This window comes from Streptomyces sp. NPDC059524 (assembly GCF_042749255.1).
Taxonomy (GTDB): Bacteria; Actinomycetota; Actinomycetes; order Streptomycetales; family Streptomycetaceae; genus Streptomyces; species Streptomyces xanthii.
Genome location: NZ_JBHYTK010000026.1, coordinates 48,932 through 67,187, shown reverse-complemented (window position 1 = coordinate 67,187; position 18,256 = coordinate 48,932). Strand labels below are relative to the sequence as shown.

20 protein-coding genes are annotated in these 18,256 nt (G+C 73.3%); 18 read left to right on the top strand and 2 right to left on the bottom strand.

What is annotated here, in order from left to right; all coding sequences use genetic code 11:
* From ACFW9D_RS10730 to ACFW9D_RS10715, 4 genes are all read left to right on the top strand, one after another.
* Positions 1–452 (top strand): alpha-glucosidase C-terminal domain-containing protein (locus ACFW9D_RS10730; RefSeq protein ID WP_384620160.1); only part of this gene is annotated, 452 nt, incomplete at its 5' end.
* 13 nt (positions 453–465) lie between these two features.
* Positions 466–1,812, top strand: coding sequence for a maltokinase (locus ACFW9D_RS10725; protein WP_384620157.1), 1,347 nt, complete (start codon positions 466–468; stop codon positions 1,810–1,812).
* A 14-nt stretch (positions 1,813–1,826) separates the two neighbouring features.
* On the top strand, positions 1,827–4,037 hold the full coding sequence (gene glgB / locus ACFW9D_RS10720) for a 1,4-alpha-glucan branching enzyme (protein ID WP_384620163.1): 2,211 nt from the start codon (positions 1,827–1,829) through the stop codon (positions 4,035–4,037).
* 62 nt (positions 4,038–4,099) lie between these two features.
* Complete coding sequence (locus tag ACFW9D_RS10715; protein ID WP_384620154.1) at positions 4,100–4,372, top strand: hypothetical protein; 273 nt, start codon at positions 4,100–4,102, stop codon at positions 4,370–4,372.
* Positions 4,373–4,549: 177 nt separating this feature from the next.
* Here ACFW9D_RS10715 and ACFW9D_RS10710 read toward each other — a convergent pair whose 3' ends face one another.
* Both ACFW9D_RS10710 and ACFW9D_RS10705 read right to left on the bottom strand, forming a co-directional pair.
* The gene (locus ACFW9D_RS10710) at positions 4,550–4,918 is read right to left on the bottom strand and encodes a DUF6479 family protein (protein WP_188335504.1); all 369 of its coding nucleotides are present in this window, start codon (positions 4,916–4,918) and stop codon (positions 4,550–4,552) included.
* A 31-nt stretch (positions 4,919–4,949) separates the two neighbouring features.
* On the bottom strand, positions 4,950–5,303 hold the full coding sequence (locus tag ACFW9D_RS10705) for a helix-turn-helix transcriptional regulator (RefSeq protein ID WP_384620151.1): 354 nt from the start codon (positions 5,301–5,303) through the stop codon (positions 4,950–4,952).
* 139 nt (positions 5,304–5,442) lie between these two features.
* On the opposite strand from ACFW9D_RS10705, the gene ACFW9D_RS10700 reads away from it, so the two are divergent.
* From ACFW9D_RS10700 to ACFW9D_RS10635, 14 genes are all read left to right on the top strand, one after another.
* Positions 5,443–6,099 (top strand): ANTAR domain-containing protein, encoded by a 657-nt coding sequence (locus ACFW9D_RS10700; RefSeq protein ID WP_384620148.1) that lies wholly within the window; start codon positions 5,443–5,445, stop codon positions 6,097–6,099.
* Positions 6,100–6,129: 30 nt separating this feature from the next.
* Positions 6,130–7,638, top strand: a complete 1,509-nt coding sequence (locus ACFW9D_RS10695; RefSeq protein WP_384620145.1) for an aminotransferase class I/II-fold pyridoxal phosphate-dependent enzyme — start codon at positions 6,130–6,132, stop codon at positions 7,636–7,638.
* Between the two features lie 147 nt (positions 7,639–7,785).
* Positions 7,786–8,226: a CBS domain-containing protein gene (locus ACFW9D_RS10690; RefSeq protein ID WP_384620142.1), complete on the top strand. Its 441-nt coding sequence runs from the start codon at positions 7,786–7,788 to the stop codon at positions 8,224–8,226.
* Positions 8,227–8,367: 141 nt separating this feature from the next.
* Entirely contained in the window at positions 8,368–8,817 is a 450-nt protein-coding gene (locus ACFW9D_RS10685) for an SsgA family sporulation/cell division regulator (RefSeq protein ID WP_384620139.1), read from the top strand.
* Between the two features lie 64 nt (positions 8,818–8,881).
* A complete protein-coding gene (locus ACFW9D_RS10680; protein ID WP_188335510.1) occupies positions 8,882–9,253 on the top strand; it encodes a VOC family protein in 372 nt (123 codons plus the stop codon).
* 7 nt (positions 9,254–9,260) lie between these two features.
* Entirely contained in the window at positions 9,261–9,443 is a 183-nt protein-coding gene (locus ACFW9D_RS10675; RefSeq protein WP_188335511.1) for a hypothetical protein, read from the top strand.
* Positions 9,440–9,919, top strand: a complete 480-nt coding sequence (locus ACFW9D_RS10670) for a monovalent cation/H+ antiporter complex subunit F (RefSeq protein ID WP_384620136.1) — start codon at positions 9,440–9,442, stop codon at positions 9,917–9,919. The genes ACFW9D_RS10675 and ACFW9D_RS10670 overlap by 4 nt, the downstream gene beginning before the upstream one ends.
* Positions 9,916–10,194 (top strand): DUF4040 domain-containing protein, encoded by a 279-nt coding sequence (locus ACFW9D_RS10665; RefSeq protein ID WP_384620133.1) that lies wholly within the window; start codon positions 9,916–9,918, stop codon positions 10,192–10,194. The genes ACFW9D_RS10670 and ACFW9D_RS10665 overlap by 4 nt, the downstream gene beginning before the upstream one ends.
* The gene (locus tag ACFW9D_RS10660) at positions 10,191–10,946 is read left to right on the top strand and encodes an MnhB domain-containing protein (RefSeq protein WP_384620130.1); all 756 of its coding nucleotides are present in this window, start codon (positions 10,191–10,193) and stop codon (positions 10,944–10,946) included. Before ACFW9D_RS10665 ends, ACFW9D_RS10660 begins: the two co-directional genes overlap by 4 nt.
* On the top strand, positions 10,943–11,293 hold the full coding sequence (locus ACFW9D_RS10655) for a sodium:proton antiporter (RefSeq protein ID WP_384620128.1): 351 nt from the start codon (positions 10,943–10,945) through the stop codon (positions 11,291–11,293). The genes ACFW9D_RS10660 and ACFW9D_RS10655 overlap by 4 nt, the downstream gene beginning before the upstream one ends.
* Positions 11,290–13,035 carry a complex I subunit 5 family protein gene (locus ACFW9D_RS10650; protein WP_384620125.1) on the top strand — a complete coding sequence of 582 codons (1,746 nt, stop codon included), beginning with the start codon at positions 11,290–11,292 and terminating at the stop codon, positions 13,033–13,035. The genes ACFW9D_RS10655 and ACFW9D_RS10650 overlap by 4 nt, the downstream gene beginning before the upstream one ends.
* A 121-nt stretch (positions 13,036–13,156) precedes the next feature.
* Positions 13,157–16,213, top strand: a complete 3,057-nt coding sequence (locus ACFW9D_RS10645) for an FAD-binding and (Fe-S)-binding domain-containing protein (RefSeq protein ID WP_384620123.1) — start codon at positions 13,157–13,159, stop codon at positions 16,211–16,213.
* A gap of 86 nt (positions 16,214–16,299) precedes the next feature.
* Positions 16,300–18,114: a thiamine pyrophosphate-requiring protein gene (locus tag ACFW9D_RS10640; RefSeq protein WP_384620121.1), complete on the top strand. Its 1,815-nt coding sequence runs from the start codon at positions 16,300–16,302 to the stop codon at positions 18,112–18,114.
* Positions 18,111–18,251, top strand: coding sequence for a hypothetical protein (locus tag ACFW9D_RS10635; RefSeq protein ID WP_384620118.1), 141 nt, complete (start codon positions 18,111–18,113; stop codon positions 18,249–18,251). Before ACFW9D_RS10640 ends, ACFW9D_RS10635 begins: the two co-directional genes overlap by 4 nt.
* Positions 18,252–18,256 lie beyond the last annotated feature (5 nt).

Below are 18,256 nucleotides of genomic sequence, written 5' to 3'. Positions count from 1 at the left end.
CCTGCGACCCCGGCCGCCTCTACCTCCCCACGATCATGGACCCCGTCCACGGCTACCAGGTCACCAACGTCGAAGCCGCCATGTCCTCACCCTCCAGCCTCCTCCACTGGACCCGGCGCATGATCGAGATCCGCAAACAGAACCCCGCCTTCGGCCTCGGCACCTACACCGAACTCCCCTCCACCAACCCCGCCGTCCTCGCCTTCCTCCGCGAACACGGCGACGACCTCGTCCTGTGCGTCCACAACTTCTCCCGCTTCGCCCAACCCACCGAGCTGGAGCTGCGGGAGTTCGAGGGGCGCGAGCCCGTCGAACTCGTCGGCGGTGTCCGCTTCCCCGCCATCGGCGAACTCCCCTACCTGCTGACCCTGGCCGGACACGGCTTCTACTGGTTCCGCCTGTGCGAGAGCGTCCCTCCGCGTCTGCCGGCGGAACCCGGGATCCGCCTGTGAAAGGACATCGCTCATGCTGATCACCGCACCGCACGACGTCAGCCTCAGCCCGGCGCAGCACCTCGCGTCCGTGGCCGGGCTGCTCGAGGGGTGGCTGCCCGAGCAGCGCTGGTTCGCGGGCAAGGGACTGCCGCTCACCGACCTGTCGGTGGTGTCGCTGACGGAGCTGTACCCGGGCTGCCTGCACCTGCTCGTGCGGGCCTCGCACGCGGGCGCGCACAGCGGCTGCTACCAGGTCCTGCTGGGGGTGTCCGAGGGCCTGCCGGCCCGGCTGCGGCCGGCCGTCATCGGGCGTCCCGCCGTCGGCCCGCTGCGGGGGCTCACCGTGTACGACGCCCTGCACGACCCCCGGGCCACGGGGACGCTGCTGGAACGGCTGCGTGCGCCGGGCGCGGCGGGCCCGCTGCGCTTCGAGCGCGACGGGCGGACCGACGTGCCGGCGGGGCTGCGCCCCCGCCTCCTGGACGGGGAGCAGTCCAACACCTCGCTGGTGTACGGCGACGCGTTCATCCTCAAGCTGTTCCGCCGCGTCCAGTACGGCGTCCACCCCGACCTGGAGGTCCCCTCCGCGCTGTCCCGGGACGGCTGCGCCCGGGTCCCGGCGCCCGTCGCCTGGTTCTGGACCACCGAGCCGCGCCGCGCGACGCTCGGCGTGCTCCAGCCGTTCCTGCGCGGGGCGACGGACGGCTGGAGCCTGGCCCTCGACTCCCCCACCGGCGAGGACCTCGCCGAGACCGCGTTCGAACTGGGACGGGCCACCGCCGAGGTGCATCTGGCACTGGCGCGCGCCTTCCCGCCCGACGAGCCGGGGCGGGACGCCGGCTCCGCCGGCGGGCTCGCGGCGGCGATGTCCGCCCGGCTGGACGCGACGGCCCGTCAGGTCCCGGAGCTGGCGCGGCACGTGCCCCGGCTGCGGGCCGTCTACCAGGCCGCGGCGGGGCACCGTTCGCACCCGGCGGACCAGCGGATCCACGGCGATCTGCACCTCGGCCAGGTCCTGCTCGACGGGCGCCGGTGGCGGATCATCGACTTCGAGGGTGAGCCGTCCCGCCCGCTCGCCGAACGCCGGCGTGTGCAGTCCCCCGCCCGGGACGTCGCCGGGATGCTCCGCTCCTTCGACTACGCGGCGCACGCCCGGGGGCCGGGGCACACCGAGTGGGCCCGGCGCTGCCGCGACGCCTACCTGGCGGGATACGCCCGGGAGGCGCCGTGGGACCCGCGCGAGCACACGGCGCTCGTCCGCGCCCACGAGACGGACCGCGCCGTGTACGAGGTCCTGTACGAGGCCAGGCACCGTCCGGACTGGCTGCCCGTTCCGATGGCCGCGATAGCGCGCCTTGCGGAGGAGTCCCGATCGTGACGTCCACCGAACCGATGCCGACGCGGACCCCGGCGAACACGCCGCCGCCGCTCGACGCCGACACCCGCAAGCGCCTGCTGGCGGGGAGCCATCACGACCCGCACGCGGTGCTGGGGGCGCACCCCGCACCGGGCGGGGTGACCGTCCGCGTCCTGCGCCCCTACGCGCAGGCGGTGTCGCTCCTCGTGGAGGGCCGGACCGTGGAGCTGGCGGACGAGGGGGACGGCCTGTTCTCCGTCCTTCTGCCGCTCGCCGAGGCCCCCGCGTACCGGCTGCGGATCACGTACGACGGCCGGGACACGGAGACCGAGGACCCCTACCGGTTCCTTCCGGCGCTCGGTGAGCTCGATCTGCACCTGATCGCCGAGGGCCGGCACGAGGAGCTGTGGACGGCGCTCGGCGCGCACCCCATGACCCACCAGGGCGTCACCGGCACCCGCTTCACCGTGTGGGCGCCGAACGCCCTGGGCGTGCGCGTGTGCGGGGAGTTCTGCCGCTGGGACGGCACCGCCCACCCCATGCGCTCCCTCGGTTCGTCCGGGGTCTGGGAGCTGTTCGTGCCCGGCATCGGCGAGGGCGCGCTCTACAAGTTCGACATCACCCGGCCGGACGGCACGCACACCGTGCGCGCGGACCCGATGGCCCGCCGGACGGAGGTGCCGCCCGCGACCGCCTCCGTGGTCACGCGCTCGGCGCACGTCTGGACGGACGACGCGTGGATGTCCCGTCGCGCCGAGCACCCCGCGCACCGGTCGCCGATGTCGGTGTACGAGGTCCATCTGCCGTCCTGGCGGCCCGGGCTGGGCTACCGCGAGCTGGCCGTGGAACTCACCGCGTACGTGACCGACATGGGGTTCACGCACGTGGAGTTCATGCCGGTCTCCGAGCATCCCTTCGGCGGGTCCTGGGGGTACCAGGTCACCGGCTTCTACGCGCCGACCTCGCGCCTCGGCACCCCGGACGACCTCCGGCACCTGATCGACACGCTGCACCGGGCGGGCATCGGCGTGATCATGGACTGGGTCCCGGCCCACTTCCCGAAGGACGACTGGGCGCTGGCCGAGTTCGACGGCCGTCCGCTGTACGAGCCGGGGGACACACGGCGCGCCGAGCACCCCGACTGGGGCACCCTCACCTTCGACTACGGCCGCACGGAGGTCCGCAACTTCCTGGTGGCGAACGCGAGTTACTGGTTCGAGGAGTTCCACGTCGACGGCCTGCGCGTGGACGCGGTCGCCTCGATGCTCTACCTCGACTACTCGCGCGAGGAGGGCGGCTGGACGCCGAACGAGCACGGCGGCCGGGAGAACCTCGACGCGGTCGCGTTCCTCCAGGAGATGAACGCGACCGTCTACCGGCGCTACCCGGGCATCGTGACGCTCGCCGAGGAGTCGACCGCGTGGGAGGGCGTCACACGGGCCACGCACCACACCGGCTCGGACGGCTTCGGCGGGCTCGGCTTCGGGCTGAAGTGGAACATGGGCTGGATGCACGACTCGCTGGAGTACATCCGGCACGAGCCGGTGCACCGCCAGTACCACCACGGCGAGTTGACCTTCTCCATGGTCTACGCGTACAGCGAGAACTATCTGCTGCCGATCTCCCACGACGAGGTCGTCCACGGCAAGCGGTCCCTCGTCTCGAAGATGCCCGGCGACTGGTGGCAGCAACGCGCCAACCACCGCGCCTACCTCGCCTACATGTGGGCCCACCCGGGCAAGCAACTCCTGTTCATGGGCCAGGAGTTCGCGCAGGGCGCCGAGTGGTCGGAGGCGCACGGCCCCGACTGGTGGCTGCTCGACCCGGCGTACGGAGCGGAGCGGGACCACCGGGGCGTACGGGATCTGGTCCGCGACCTGAACCTGCGCTACAGCGCGACGCCCGCCCTGTGGGAGCGGGACACCGACCCGGGGGGATTCCAGTGGGTCGAGGCGGACGCGGCGCAGGACAACGTGCTGGCCTTCCTGCGCTTCGGGGCCGACGGTGCGCCGCTGCTCGCGGTGAGCAACTTCTCCCCGGTGGTCCGGCACGGGTACCCGGTGGGGGTGCCCGGGGCGGCCGGTGCGTGGCGGGAGGTGCTCAACACGGACGCGGCCCGGTACGGCGGCGGCGACGTCGGCAGTCCCGGGGCGCTCAGCGCGCTCCCCGACCCGCTCGGCGCGTTCCCGGCCCGGCTGCTCCTGACCCTTCCGCCGCTGGCCACGGTGTGGCTGCGCCCGGAGTGATGGCCGGCGGGACGGCGGGTACCCGTACGCCCTCATGGACACCGCGGAGCCGAGGAGGAACCGTGCAGGACCGACGATCAGGAACACCAGATCCCGAGAAGACCGGCGAGGCCGGCGAGCCCACGCCGAGGGACATGCCGGACCAGCAGGCCGACCCGGACGGGCCCGGGGAGGACCCCTGGGAGCCCGACGGCGACACGACCGGCGAGGAGGAGCGGGCCCGGCCCGATCCGGCGCTCCCCGACACGGACGAGGCCGGGACGGGACGCCGGGGCGCACCGCACGCGGCGAGCCCCAACCCGGAGCACCCCGTGCCGGACGAGCCGGCCGACTGATCGGCGGGCCCGGACACAGAAGGACACAGAAGGGTGGGCAAGAGGGAGAGGCGGCCTCGTGATGCGGAGGCCGCCTCTTGATCCTCTTTCGGGGTGATGCTTTTCCGGGTGACGCCTTTCGGGGCGACGCTTTCCGGGTGATGCCTTTCGGGGTGATCCTTTCTGGGGGTTGCCGCCTCAGATCCTGCCGAGGCCGCCACTGCCGAAGGAGCCGCTGGCACCCGGAGTCCACTTCTTGGGGTGCTGGTCCTTGCTCCGCTTCGTGCGCGCCGGATGCAGCTGGTACGGCATGAGGCGTTCGCTCTCGTCGTGGGCCAGCGGCACCTCGTCCGGCTCACGCACCTCCCGCTCCTCGTGCACCGGCCATTCCTTGGGCAGCTTCGGCTGTTCGTCCGGCCTCGGCCGCCTCGACTCCCGCTCGACCACTCTCTTCCCGAACTTGAACGCCACGATCAGGAACCCGGCGATGAACAGGCCTCCGACGAAGGCCCCGACAGCGGAGAGCACGGTATTCGCCGCAGCCAATTCGAAGAATGTCTCGTTCATACCCTTTTGGTACCCCGAACGGACCCATTTCTCACTGCAAACGGACTCTGTCTTCCGACACGGGGGCTCCGTCTTCCGCATGTTCCGCGTCGTGCCGCGCCAGCATGCCCAGAAGGTCCGACACGGTCAGGCCCGCCTCGGCCGGATGGCGCAGAATCGTGCCGTCGGAGACGCGGTAGGTGTTCGAGCGACCACGCCGCGTATGGGTGAGATAGCCGTCCTTCTCCAGGTCCGCGAGGATCTTCTGGACGGCCCGCTCGGTGAGCCGGCAGTGGGCGGCGATGTCCCGGATGCGCAGGGTCGGCTCGGTCGCGACCGCGGACAGGACGCGAGCGTGGTTGGTGAGGAAGGTCCAACCGGTGTGCGGTTCCGGTGCTGCAGTCATGTACGCCAGGCTAGGCTCTTTGATTCCGGCATTCAAAAGGACGAATTACAATTCCGGTATCGCTTGACGTGCATAGTGGTCGGGGTCGACTCTGGAGGCACGGCAGAAGACGGACCGACCTCTCCCTGGAGTGACCGGCATGTCAGCACGTGCATCCCTGTTGGGCGTCGAGACGAGGCATCGGGGCGACCGCACGCTCGTGGCGCTCTCGGGCCCCCTCGGTGCCGGCACCGAGCAGGCCCTCCTCGAGAACCTGACGCAGTTTCTGCGCACCTCGGGGACCGGCCTCGACCTGGACCTGAGTCAGGTGGACCACTGCGACTGCGCCGGGCTGAACGTCCTGCTCAGCACCCGCCGCCGCGCCCTGGACGAGGGGAAGAGCATCTCCTTGCACGCCTCCAGTCCCGCCGTGCGCGGCGTGCTCCTGGACACCGACACGCTGCCCCTGTTCACCGGGGCGGGCAGCGCCGCCCGGCTCACCGGCTCGACGCCGGGCGCGGACGACGAGGACGTGCGGGCCGAGATCGGCCAGCTCCGCGAGGCGATGCAGACCCGGCCCGTCATCGACCTGGCCCGAGGGACGCTGATGGCCTCCTTCCGCCTCACACCCGAGGACGCCTGGACGGTCCTCGTCGCCGTCTCCCAGCGCACGAACACCAAGCTGCGCCAGGTCGCCCACGATCTCGTGCACGCGGTCACGGGCGAGGGTCTCCCCGACGACACGCGCCGGCAGCTCGCCGTGGCCGTCGCCGAGGTGCGCCGGGCACCCTCCGCGTCCGCATCGACGGCCGATTGACCGCCCGCCGAACCGGGAACCCGGCTGCCCATGCCCCCTGACTTCGACCACTCCCAGGCCCCGGTCCTCGAAGCGCTGGCCGAGCACCACAGGCTGCACCGGCTCGGCTTCACGCCACCGGGCCACAAACAGGCCCGGGGCGCGGACCCGGCGGTGCGGGCGGTGCTCGGCGACGCCGTGTTCCAGGGCGACGTCCTCGCCTCGGGCGGACTCGACGACCGGCGCACCCGCGGGCGCGTCCTGGAGCGCGCCGAGGAGCTGATGGCCGACGCCGTGCACGCCGAGCACACGTTCTTCTCCACCTGCGGCAGCTCGCTGTCGGTGAAGGCGGCGATGCTCGCTGTCGCGGGCCCGCACGAGGAGCTTGTGATCGGGCGCGACGCACACAAGTCGGTGGTGTCGGGGCTGATCCTCTCCGGGATCCGGCCGGTGTGGGTCGAACCGCGCTGGGACGCCGAGCGGCATCTCGCCCACCCGCCGGGCGCCGAGGACTTCGAGGAGGCGTTCCGCGCCCACCCCGACGCGAAGGGCGCCCTGGTCACGAGCCCGACCCCGTACGGGAGCTGCGCCGATCTGCGCGGCATCGCGGAGGTCTGCCATCGCCGCTCCCGGCCGCTGATCGTGGACGAGGCCTGGGGCGCACACCTGCCTTTCCACTCCCGGCTGCCGTCCTGGGCGATGGACGCGGGCGCCGACATCTGCGTCACGAGCATCCACAAGATGGGCAGCGGTCTGGAGCAGGGCTCGGTCTTCCACCTGCGGGGCGAGCTGATCGATCCCGCCGTACTGAGCTCCCGGGCCGATCTGCTCGGCACCACCAGTCCGTCCGTGCTGATCTACGCGGGCCTGGACGGGTGGCGGCGGCAGATGGCGCTGCACGGAGCGGAACTGATGGGGCACGCGCTCGACCTGGCCGGCGACGTGCGGACCGCGATCGAGAAGATCGAGGGGCTGCACGTGAACGACCGGGACGACTTCTGCGGCCCCGGACTCGCGGACGACTTCGACCCGCTGCCCGTCGTCATCGACGTCGAGGGCCTCGGCACCACGGGGTACGCGGTGGCCGACCGGCTGCGCGCGCACCACGCGGTCGACGCCCACCTGGCCGACCACCGCCGCATCAGCACCCAGATCACCCACGGCGACGACCGCGACACGGCCGACGCGCTCCTGGAGGCGCTCGAGGCCGTGGCCCGGTCCGGCGCGGAGCTGCGTCCCGCGCCGCGCGTCGACGTGCCTGCTCCGGCAGAGATCCGCCTGGAACAGGTCCGGTTGCCGCGCGACGCCTACTTCGGGCCCTTCGAGGACGTGCCGCTCGCGCGGGCGGCGGGGCGCGTCGCGGCCGAGATGCTGACGCCGTACCCGCCCGGCATCCCGGCGGTGCTCCCCGGGGAGCGGCTCGACGCGCCCGTGCTGCGGTACCTGCGGACCGGGATCGCGGTGGGCATGCACGTGCCGGACGCGGCGGACCCCGGTCTCGGCACCGTGCGCGTGAGCCACGCAGAGGGCGACAACTCGCCCATATCCGATGGAAGTTGACGTACTCCACGCCGGGCGCCGGTGAAGTGCGGCGCGCAGGTGTGTGATCGACCGTCATGGGTACCCGGCGCCGCGTCCGAACCTTCGACCCCCGACGCCCGCCCATCCCCTCGGCCGCCGGCACGGCGGAAGATTGCGAGGCACGCCATGACGCACCTGATCAGCGACGTGATGACGGAGGGCGTGATCGCGGTCCGGCCCGACACGCCCCTGACCCAGGCAGCACAGTTGATGCGCGACGAGGACATCGGCACGGTCATGGTCACCGACGGCGGACGCCTCCTCGGACTGATCACCGACCGGGACATCGCCCTGCGCGCGGTGGCCGACGGCGCGGATCCCCGCGTGGTCGAGGTCGCCGATCTGTGCACGACGGACCCCGTGTGCGTGAGCCCCGAGGAGGAGACCGCCCGCGCGGTCGCCCTGATGCGACAGCACTCCGTCCGGCGACTGCCCGTGACGAGCGGAGGCCGGCCCGTCGGCATGGTCAGCCTCGGCGACCTGGCCGAGACGCACGACCCCGAGTCGGCGCTCGGCGAGATCAGCAAGGCCTCCCCCACGCCCGATCAGGGCTCCGCCCCGCACTGAGCGTCGCCGTCCCGATCATGAGGAGCGACCGATGACCGACCCCGAACGGCCGGCGGTGCGGGCATGACCGGCGTGCGCAGGCCCCCCGTCCCGCTCGGCGCCGCCTTGCCGAGTCCCCTCCGACCAAGGGCGTGATCCGCCGTGTCCGAACCCCTCACCCACGTGTCGGTGCATCCGCACCGGACCGCCACCCTCCTCCACGACGCCGTGCTGCTCCGGGACGGGCTGCGTCCGCTGCCCCTGGGCCTCGAACTGCACTACACCTCGCTGGACCCCTTCGCCGTCCGCGTCACGCTGGAGGTGGAGGGGGCGCAGGTCCGCTGGGTCCTGTCGCGGGAGACGCTCCTGCTCGCCCGCAGCCGGCGCACGGGGACCGGCGAGGTGGCCGCCTGGCCCGTGCCCGGCGCGGCCGGCGCGCCGCCCGCGCTGCGGATCCGGCTCGGTCCGGTCGACGGCTGCGCCGTGGTGGAGACGGAGCGCGACGTGGTGTCCGAGTGGCTGGACGTCACGGCGCGGCTGGTCCCGCCGGGCGAGGAGTCGTCGCACATCGACTGGGACGGCTTTCTCACCGGCCTCTCCGACGACGCCTGACGCGCCTCCCGCGCCCGCCCGCCGTCGGATGGAAGAGTTCACCCACCCGTACAAGGAGCGCGACATGCCTGTTGCCCGGTACTGCCTGGTCGCCGTGGACTGTCCCGACCCCGCCGCACTGGCCGGCTTCTACGCCGCGCTGCTCGGCGGCGAGGTCCGGCAGGACGGTGAGGACTGGTACGACCTGTACGCCCCCGGCGACCACCGCATCGCCTTCCAGCGCGCCGCGGGCCACCGGCCGCCCGAGTGGCCCCGCGCCGACGAGAACTCCCAGCAGCTGCATCTGGACCTGAAGGTCGACGACATGGCGGACGCCGAGGCGCAGGTCCTGGCCCTGGGCGGCATGCCGCTGGACCTGGACGACGAGGACGGCAAGCGCGGCTTCCGGGTGTACGCGGATCCGGCCGGGCATCCGTTCTGCCTGGTCCGCGCCTGAGCCGCCGATGGACGGACGGCTGGGCGCCGGCGCGGAGTTCCTGGCCTGGTGGGCGGTGCTCGTCGTGCTGTGGCTGGTGCTGGTGAGCACCGTCGACGTGCTGGAGCTGGTCGTGGGCGTGTGCTGCGCCGCGGCGGGCGCCCTGGCGGCGACGGCGGCGCGGCGCGCGGCGCGTGAGGAGCCCCGGTGAACGCGTGGTCCGCGTGCGGCGCCGCGCTCCTGGCCTTCGGAATGCTTCCGGTGATCTGGCGCGTCTCGGTCGGCCCGCCGGCGGGGCGGCTGCTGGCCCAGAACGCGGGGAGCACGGTCGTCGCCCTGGCGTTCCTGCTGCTGGCACAGGGCTACGGGCGGCCCTCGTACGTGGATCTGTCGCTGGTCCTGAGCCTGCTCGGACCGGTCGGCACGCTGGTGTGCGTGCGGCTGCTCGACGACGACCTGAAGGACGGCTCGCCGCGCGGGAGCACGGCCGTGACGGTGGGGTGTGTCGCCGCCGCGGCGGCGGTGACGGCCGCCGTGTGCGCGGCCACGCCGCCCGGCCGGGCGCTGGTGAAGGCGCTCCTGATCGGTGTGCTGGTGGCGGTCGGCAATGTCGTCGCGACGCGTGCCCTGTCGGTGGGCGTGGTGCGGGAGCCGGGCTCGGAGCGGGAAGGCGGTGGGGCGCGGTGAACGGCGACGAGGTGCTGATCGCGGTGTGTCTCGTCCTGGTGGCGGTGTCCGCTACGGTCGCGGTCGCGGTGCGGGAGCCGGCCCGGCAGGCCCTGGTGCTGTCGGTGCTCGGCCTCGCGCTGGCCGCGCTGTTCACGGTGCTCCAGGCGCCGGACGTGGCGCTGTCCCAACTGGCCGTGGGCTCCGCGCTGACCCCGCTGCTGATCCTGCTGTCGGTGCGCAAGGTCCGCCGCCGCGGGCGCCGCACGGACGAGGACGAGGAGGCGGGGCGGTGAGCCACACGCTGCGGCGGTGGATCCTCGCGCTCGGCGTCGCGGGCCTGGCCGCGCTGTTCACCGCCGCGTTCCTGGAACTCCCCGACTTCGGCCGGGGCGGGCACCCGTACGGCGACCGGTCGGTCGCGGAGTCCCTCGGGCGCCACACGGCGAACGTCGTCTCGGCGGTCAACTTCGACCAGCGGTCCTTCGACACCCTGGGCGAGGAGTCGATCCTCTTCACCGCCGTGCTCGGGGCGGTCGTCCTGTTGCGCCAGACCCGTGACGAGGACCGGCTGCCGCCCCGGCCCGCGCGGGTCGACCCCTGGGTGCGGCGCTACGCGCTGGCGCTGCTGCCGGTGGCGCTGGTGTCGGGCCTGTACGTCGTCGCCCACGGGCAGTTGAGCCCGGGCGGCGGCTTCCAGGGCGGCGTCATCGTCGCCACGGCCGTGCACCTGCTGTACATCGGGGTGGACTACCGGGCGCTCGAACGCGTCCGGCCCGTGGGCCCGTACGAGGTGGGGGACGCGGTCGGTGAGGCGGCCTATCTGCTGCTCGGCGTGGCCGGTCTCGTCGCCGGTGCCTCCTTCCTGGCGAACACGCTGCCGTACGGCACGTTCAACACGCTGGCCTCGGGCGGCACCGTGCCGCTGCTGAACGCGGCGGTCGGCATCGAGGTGGCCAGCGCCGTCGTCGTTCTGGTGAGCCGCTTCCTGGACCAGGCGGTGGAGATCACCGACGCCGACGGGGCCGGGGAGGAAGCCGCCCGATGATGCACGTCCTGCCCTACGTCGTGTCCGGCTGGATCTTCCTGGTCGGCTGCTACGGCCTCGCGACGAGCCGGCATCTCGTGCACGCCGTCGGCTGTCTCGCGGTGTGCCAGGCCGCCACGTACGTGCTGCTGCTCGCCGTCGGTTACCGCGAGGGCGGCACCGCGCCGGTCCACTCCGATCTGCGTCCGCACTCCCGGCCGCTCGTCGACCCCGTGGTCCAGGCGCTCGCCCTCACCGACGTGGTCGTGGGCGCCACCGTCACCGCGCTGCTGCTCGCGCTCGCCATCCAGGTCGCCAAGCACCACGGGACCGCCGACCCGGACGAGCTGTCGGAGCTGCGCGGATGAGCCGTCTGCTGCCGCTGGTCGTGGCGGGGCCGCTGCTCGGCGCCGCGTTCCTCGTCGCCTTCGGCCGGCTGCTGCCGAGGATCGCCACGGACGCGGTGGCCGCCGTCGTGGCGGCCGGCACGACGACGCTGTCCGTCCTCCTGCTGACCCGGTCCTCGCCCGTCGCGACGGAGTGGGTCGGCGGCTGGGAGCCGGTCGCGGGGCGGAGCGTGGGCATCGTCCTCGTCGGCGACGCGGCCGGTACCGGACTGGCCACGCTCGTCTGTCTGCTGACGGTGGCGGTGCTCGTCTACTCCTGGCGCTACTTCGAGGAGGTCCCGCACAAGAACCCCGGCGCGTTCCCCGCGCTCGTGCTGCTCTTCCAGGCGGGCATGTGCGGCTTCTCGCTGACCGGGGACCTGTTCGACGCGTTCGTCTTCTTCGAGCTGATGGGCGTCGCCGCGTACGCGCTGACCGGCTACCGGGTGGAGGAGTCCAAGGCCGTCCAGGGCGCCCTCACCTTCGGGGTCCTCAACTCCCTGGGCGCGTACGCGACGTTGATGGGCATCGGGCTGCTGTACGCGCGCACGGGCGAGCTGGGCATGCGGCAGATCGGGGCGCGCCTGGACGGCCAGGGGCCGGCGGACGCGCTGGTCGTGACCGCGTTCGTGCTGGTCGCGAGCGGGCTGCTGGTGAAGGCGGCGGCCGTCCCGTTCCATTTCTGGCTGCCCGACGCGCACGCGGTGGCGCCGAGTCCGGTGTGCATGCTGCTGTCCGGGGTCATGGTCGAGCTGGGTGTGTACGGGGTGTGGCGCGTGCACACGTTCGTGTTCGCGGGGCCGGGCGGGGTGCCGTCCGCCGATGTGGGCCTGTGTCTGGTCGTGCTGGGCTCGGTGACCGCCGTACTGGGCGCGCTGCTGTGCTGGCAGCAGCACCATCTCAAGCGGCTGCTCGCGTACTCGACGATCGCGCACACCGGGCTGTTCCTCGTCGGGGTCGGGCTGCTGCGCCCGGAGTCGACCGCCGGGGTCGCCCTGTATGTCGTCGGCCATGCCGGCGCCAAGGCCGCCCTGTTCGCCTGCACGGGCATCCTGCTCGACCGGTACGGGAGCGTGGACGAGCACGAGCTGTTCGGCCGGGCGACCGGGCTGCGGCTGGTCGGCGTGCTCTACACGGTGGCGGCCCTGGCGCTCGCGGGGCTGCCGCCGTTCGGCACGGCGCTCGGCAAGGGCGCGGTCGAGGAGGCCTCGGGGTTCGCGGGGACGGTGCTGTTCACGGTGGTCTCCGCGCTCACCGGCGCGGCGGTGCTGCGGGTCGCGGCGCGCGTCTTCCGGGGCCTCGGGCCGCGCCCGCGCCGGGCGTCGGAGCAGGAGACGAAGGGCGGTGACGAGGAGCCCGAGACCCGGGGACGGCTGTCGCGGGTGCCGCTGCCGATGGTGGCGGTGCCCGTGGCGCTGCTGGCCGGGTCGCTCGCCGTGGGGGTCTGGCCGGGGCTCGGCGAGCGGGCCGGTGCGGGGTTCGGCGGCCCCCCGGAGCTCGCCCCGCACTGGACGCTCGCCTCGGTCCTGACGGGCCTCGTGTCGGTGGCGTGCGCGGCCGGCTGCGCCGTCCTGGCCCTGCGCCGGGACACGCCTCAGGAGCCGTACGCGTGGACGGAGCCGCTGCGCCGGCTGCACTCGGGGCACATCGGGGACTACGTGGCGTGGTTCGTGCTCGGCGTCGCTCTCCTCGGCGCGCTGGCGTTCTCCGGTTCCCTGCTCTGATCGGGAGGCTCGCGCGGTCGGTGCGGATCGGTGCGTTTGGTGCCTTTGCGTGACGTGAGGGTGGGTACCCGGCGAATCCCAGCGAGGGTGTCCGATCCGACGACGCGAGGACGGTGTCCGTATGCACGCATCCCAGGCCGCGCCGGCCGGCCTCCGCGGCCTCGAGTCCGCGTTGCGCGAGACGGTCGCGGGTGAGGTCCGTTTCGACGCGGGCAGCCGGGGCGCGTACTCCACGGACGGCTCGAACTACCGCCAGGTGCCGATCGGGGTCGTCGTGCCGCGTTCCGTGGAGGACGGGGCGCGGGCGGTCGGGGTGTGCGCGCGGTTCGGGGCTCCCGTGCTCTCGCGCGGCGGCGGCACCAGCCTGGCCGGGCAGGCGACGAACGCCGCGGTGGTCCTCGACTGGACCAAGTACTGCGACGCGCTGGTCTCGGTCGATCCGCGGGCCCGTACGTGTGTGGTGGAGCCCGGGATCGCCCTGGACGCGCTCAACGGGCGGCTCGCGGAGCACGGACTGCGGTTCGGCCCCGAGCCCGCCACGCACAGTCACTGCACGCTCGGCGGGATGATCGGGAACAACTCGTGCGGCGCGTCGGCGCAGACCTACGGCAAGACCGCGGACAACGTGCGCCGGCTGGAGGTCCTGACGGCGGACGGCACCCGCATGTGGGTGGGTCCGGCCGGCCGGGCCGAGCGCGCCCGGATCGCCGCCGGGGGCGGGCGCCGGGCGGAGATCCACGCGGGTCTCGAACGGCTCCGGGACACGTATCTGGCGGACATCCGCCGCTCCTTCCCCGACATCCCGCGCCGGGTGTCGGGCTACAACCTCGACGCGCTGCTGCCCGAGAACGGCTTCGACGTGGCGAAGGCCCTGGTCGGCAGCGAGGGCACGCTCGTGACGGTGCTGCGCGCCGAGCTGGACCTGGTCCCCGTGCCGCCCTGCCAGTCCCTGCTCGTCCTCGGCTACGAGGACATCTGCCGGGCCGCCGACGAGGTGCCCGAGCTGCTGCGGCACTGCTCCCCCGCCCAACTGGAGGCGCTCGACGGCCGCATGGCCGAGCTGATGCGCGAGGAGGGCGCCCACCTCGACGCGCTCGACGCCCTCCCGGCGGGCGACAGCTGGCTGATGCTGCAGTTCGCCGGTGACACCCGTGCGGAGGTCGACGAGCAGGCCTACGCGCTGCTGCGGGATCTGGGCCGCGGCGAGGACGACGACACCGTCGCGTTCTCGGACGAGCCGGAGCGCGAGCACCGCATGCTGAAGGCGCGGGAGGCGGGGCTCGGGGTGACGGCCCGCCCGCCCGACGACCGGGAGACGTGGGAGGGCTGGGAGGACTCGGCGGTGCCGCCCGACCGGCTCGGCGCCTATCTCCGCGACCTGAAGGGCCTGTTCGCCGAGTTCGGCTACGACCACCCGTCGCTGTACGGGCACTTCGGACACGGCTGTGTGCACACGCGGATCCCGTTCGACCTGCGCGGCGCGAACGGGATCGCGGACTTCCGCCGGTTCCTGGAGCGCGCCGCCGATCTCGTCGTGTCGTACGGAGGTTCGCTGTCCGGGGAGCACGGGGACGGGCAGGCGCGGGGCGAGCTGCTGACGCGGATGTTCGGGGAGCGGATCGTCGCCGCGTTCGGCGAGCTCAAGGCGCTGTTCGATCCGGACGGGCTGATGAACCCGGGCAAGGTCGTCGACCCGCGGCCGGTCGACGGTCAGCTCCGCCTGGGTTCCGCGTGGCGCCCCGCGGACCCGGAGACCCGCTTCGCGTACCCCGACGACGCGCACTCCTTCGGGCGGGCCGTCCTGCGCTGTGTCGGCATCGGCAACTGCCGCAGCGCGCACGGCGGCGTCATGTGTCCCTCGTACCGTGCGACGAAGGAGGAGGAGCACTCCACGCGCGGCCGGGCCCGGCTCCTGTTCGAGATGCTGGACGGGCACGCGGACTCGGCGATCACGGACGGCTGGCGGTCGACGGAGGTCCGTGACGCGCTGGATCTGTGCCTGTCCTGCAAGGGTTGCCGCTCGGACTGCCCGACCGGCGTCGACATGGCCACGTACAAGGCCGAGTTCCTCTCGCACCACTACGCGGGACGGCTGCGTCCGATGGCGCACTACTCCCTGGGCTGGCTCCCGGTGTGGGCGCGTCTGGCCCGGCTGTCGCCGCCGCTGGTCAACGCGGCGCTGCACGCCCCCGGTCTCGCCCGGGCCGGCAAGCGCCTCGCCGGTGTCGACACCGCCCGGCCCGCGCCGGTCTTCGCGCGGCGCACGTTCACGCAGGCGTGGCGGGAGCGGGGCGGCCCGGCGCCGGACCCGGCCGATCCGCGCACGGTGGTGCTGTGGCCCGACACGTTCACCGACTCCTTCCATCCGGCGATCGCGCACGCGGCCGTCCGGGTCCTGGCGGACGCGGGCTTCCGGGTCGCGGTGCCCGAGCGGCCGGTGTGCTGCGGGCTGACCTGGATCTCCACCGGCCAACTGGGCGTGGCGCAACGGGTGTTGCGACATACGCTCGACGTCCTGCGCCCCTACGTCGAGGCGGGCACCCCGGTCGTCGGCCTGGAGCCGTCCTGCGCGGCCGTCTTCCGGTCCGACGCCCCCGAGCTGCTGCCCGGTGACGAGGACGTGCGGCGCCTGGCCGGTCGGTTCCGGACGTTCGCCGAGCAGATGGTGGACCACGCCCCGGGCTGGCGGCCTCCGGCCCTGAACCGGCGGGCCACCGTACAGACGCACTGCCACCAGCACGCGGTTCTGGGCGACGACGCCGACCGCGAACTGATGCGCCGCGCCCATCTCCTGGCCGACGTCCTCGACGAGGGCTGCTGCGGGCTCGCCGGGAACTTCGGCTTCGAGCGCGGCCATCACGAGGTGTCCGCGGCGGTCGCGGAGCAGGGCGTGCTGCCCGCCGTGCGCGCGGCCTCCCCCGGCAGCGTGCTGCTCGCCGACGGGTTCAGCTGCCGTACGCAGATCGAGCAGGGCGGCACCGGGCGGCGGGCGCTGCACCTGGCCGAGGTCCTGGCGCTGGGCCTGGACGGGAACCTGCCGAGCGAGCGCCCCGAGCGGCTCGCCGACCGGCCGGCCGGCCCCTCCCCGGCGGCCCGCCGGACCCCGGCCGTCGCGGCGGGCGCGCTCGCCGCGGGGGCGGGTCTCGCGGGGGCCCGGATGCTGCGCCGCCGCCCCTGATCCGGCCCGCCGCACCTCGGCGTCCGGGCCCGACCGCACCTGACCTCGCCAGACCTCACCGGACCTCATCGGAAAGGACAGTTCTCATGGCCATGAAGGTCTCCGACCACATCCTCGAACGTCTGCGGGACTGGGGGGTCGAGCACGTCTTCGCGTATCCCGGCGACGGCATCAACGGTCTGCTCGCCGCCTGGGGCCGCGCCGGCAACAAGCCCGAGTTCGTGCAGTCCCGGCACGAGGAGATGTCCGCGTTCGAGGCGGTCGGCTACGCGAAGTTCTCCGGCCGTGTCGGCGTGTGCGCCGCGACCTCCGGGCCCGGCGCGATCCACCTCCTCAACGGCCTGTACGACGCCAAGCTGGACCACGTGCCCGTCGTCGCGATCGTCGGGCAGACGAACCAGAGCGCCATGGGGGGTTCCTACCAACAGGAGGTCGACCTCCTGAGCCTCTACAAGGACGTCGCCTCCGACTTCTGCGCCATGGTCACGGTCCCCGAGCAACTGCCCAACGTCCTCGACCGGGCCATGCGCACGGCGATGGCCCGGCGCACGGTGACGGCCGTCATCGTCCCCGCCGACGTGCAGGAGCTCGACTACTCGGCGCCCGAGCACGCCTTCAAGATGGTGCCGTCCAGCCTGGGCCTGTCCGCGTACGCGCCGCTCCCGGCCCCCGACGAGGTGGAGCGCGCGGCGGCGCTGCTCAACGAGGGCGAGAAGGTGGCCGTGCTCGTCGGGCAGGGGGCCAGGGGCGCCCGCAGGGAGGTCATGGAGGTCGCCGACCGGCTCGGCGCCGGGGTCGCCAAGGCGCTGCTCGGCAAGGACGCGCTGGACGACGACCTGGCGTACGTCACGGGCTCGATCGGGCTGCTGGGCACGCGCCCCTCGTACGAGCTGATGCGGGACTGCGACACCCTGCTCGTCGTCGGGTCGAGCTTCCCGTACACGCAGTTCCTGCCGGAGTTCGGCCAGGCCCGCGCCGTGCAGATCGACATCGATCCGCACATGGTGGGGATGCGCTACCCGTTCGAGATCAATCTCGTCGGCGACGCCCGCAGGACGCTGCGGGCGCTGCTGCCGCACCTGGAGCGGAACAAGCACACCGACTGGCGCAAGAAAATCGAGAAGGACACCGCGCGCTGGTGGGAGGTCATGGAGCGGCGCGCGGCCGTGGACGCCGATCCGATCAACCCGGAGTACGTCGCCCATGTCCTGAACGACTCGCTGCCCGACGACGTGATCCTGGCCGCCGACTCCGGCTCCGCCGCGAACTGGTACGCGCGGCACCTGCGGCTGCGCGACGGCATGCGGGGTTCCCTGTCCGGGACGCTGGCGACGATGGGGCCGGGCGTGCCGTACGTGATCGGGGCGAAGTTCGCCCACGGCGGCCGGCCCGCGGTGGCGCTCGTCGGCGACGGCGCGATGCAGATGAACGGCATGGCGGAGCTGATCACGGTCGCCAAGTACTGGGAGCAGTGGGCCGATCCCCGGCTCGTCGTCGCGGTCTTCAACAACCAGGACCTGAACCAGGTGACGTGGGAGATGCGGGCCATGTCCGGGGCGCCGCAGTTCCTGCCCTCGCAGTCGATCCCGGACGTCGGGTACGCGGACTTCGCGCGTTCCCTGGGGCTCGGCGGGCTGCGGGTGGAGAAGCCGGAGCACGTGCGGGGCGCGTGGGAGGCGGCGCTGTCCGCGAGCCGCCCGTTCGTCCTCGACTTCCGGACGGATCCGGCCGTGCCGCCGATCCCGCCGCACGCGACGCTCGACCAGATCGAGGCGGCGGCCGCCGCGGTCCTCAAGGGCGACAGCGACCGCGCGGCGATGGTGCGGCAGGGCTTCAAGGCGAAGGTGCAGGAGATGCTGCCGGGCCGTCACCACCGGGGCGACGACGGGGACAAGCGGTGACGGACGTGCCGACGGTGGACTCGGTGCGCACGTCCGTGTACCGGGTGCCCACCGACCACCCGGAGGCGGACGGCACCCGCTGCGGCGGCATCGCGGTGTGGCCGCGCGACCAGAAGCGGTTCCACGACGTGGCGTGAAAGGA

Excerpts from the sequence above, each read along its gene's own strand:
- glgB (WP_384620163.1), top strand. The coding sequence starts at position 1,827 with ATGCCGACGCGGACCCCGGCGAACACGCCGCCGCCGCTCGACGCCGAC.
- ACFW9D_RS10725 (WP_384620157.1), top strand. The coding sequence starts at position 466 with ATGCTGATCACCGCACCGCACGACGTCAGCCTCAGCCCGGCGCAGCAC.
- ACFW9D_RS10710 (WP_188335504.1), bottom strand. The coding sequence starts at position 4,918 with ATGAACGAGACATTCTTCGAATTGGCTGCGGCGAATACCGTGCTCTCC.
- ACFW9D_RS10705 (WP_384620151.1), bottom strand. The coding sequence starts at position 5,303 with ATGACTGCAGCACCGGAACCGCACACCGGTTGGACCTTCCTCACCAAC.
- ACFW9D_RS10645 (WP_384620123.1), top strand. The coding sequence starts at position 13,157 with ATGCACGCATCCCAGGCCGCGCCGGCCGGCCTCCGCGGCCTCGAGTCC.
- ACFW9D_RS10655 (WP_384620128.1), top strand. The coding sequence starts at position 10,943 with ATGATGCACGTCCTGCCCTACGTCGTGTCCGGCTGGATCTTCCTGGTC.
- ACFW9D_RS10650 (WP_384620125.1), top strand. The coding sequence starts at position 11,290 with ATGAGCCGTCTGCTGCCGCTGGTCGTGGCGGGGCCGCTGCTCGGCGCC.
- ACFW9D_RS10680 (WP_188335510.1), top strand. The coding sequence starts at position 8,882 with ATGCCTGTTGCCCGGTACTGCCTGGTCGCCGTGGACTGTCCCGACCCC.
- ACFW9D_RS10690 (WP_384620142.1), top strand. The coding sequence starts at position 7,786 with ATGACGCACCTGATCAGCGACGTGATGACGGAGGGCGTGATCGCGGTC.
- ACFW9D_RS10675 (WP_188335511.1), top strand. The coding sequence starts at position 9,261 with ATGGACGGACGGCTGGGCGCCGGCGCGGAGTTCCTGGCCTGGTGGGCG.
- ACFW9D_RS10700 (WP_384620148.1), top strand. The coding sequence starts at position 5,443 with ATGTCAGCACGTGCATCCCTGTTGGGCGTCGAGACGAGGCATCGGGGC.
- ACFW9D_RS10695 (WP_384620145.1), top strand. The coding sequence starts at position 6,130 with ATGCCCCCTGACTTCGACCACTCCCAGGCCCCGGTCCTCGAAGCGCTG.
- ACFW9D_RS10640 (WP_384620121.1), top strand. The coding sequence starts at position 16,300 with ATGGCCATGAAGGTCTCCGACCACATCCTCGAACGTCTGCGGGACTGG.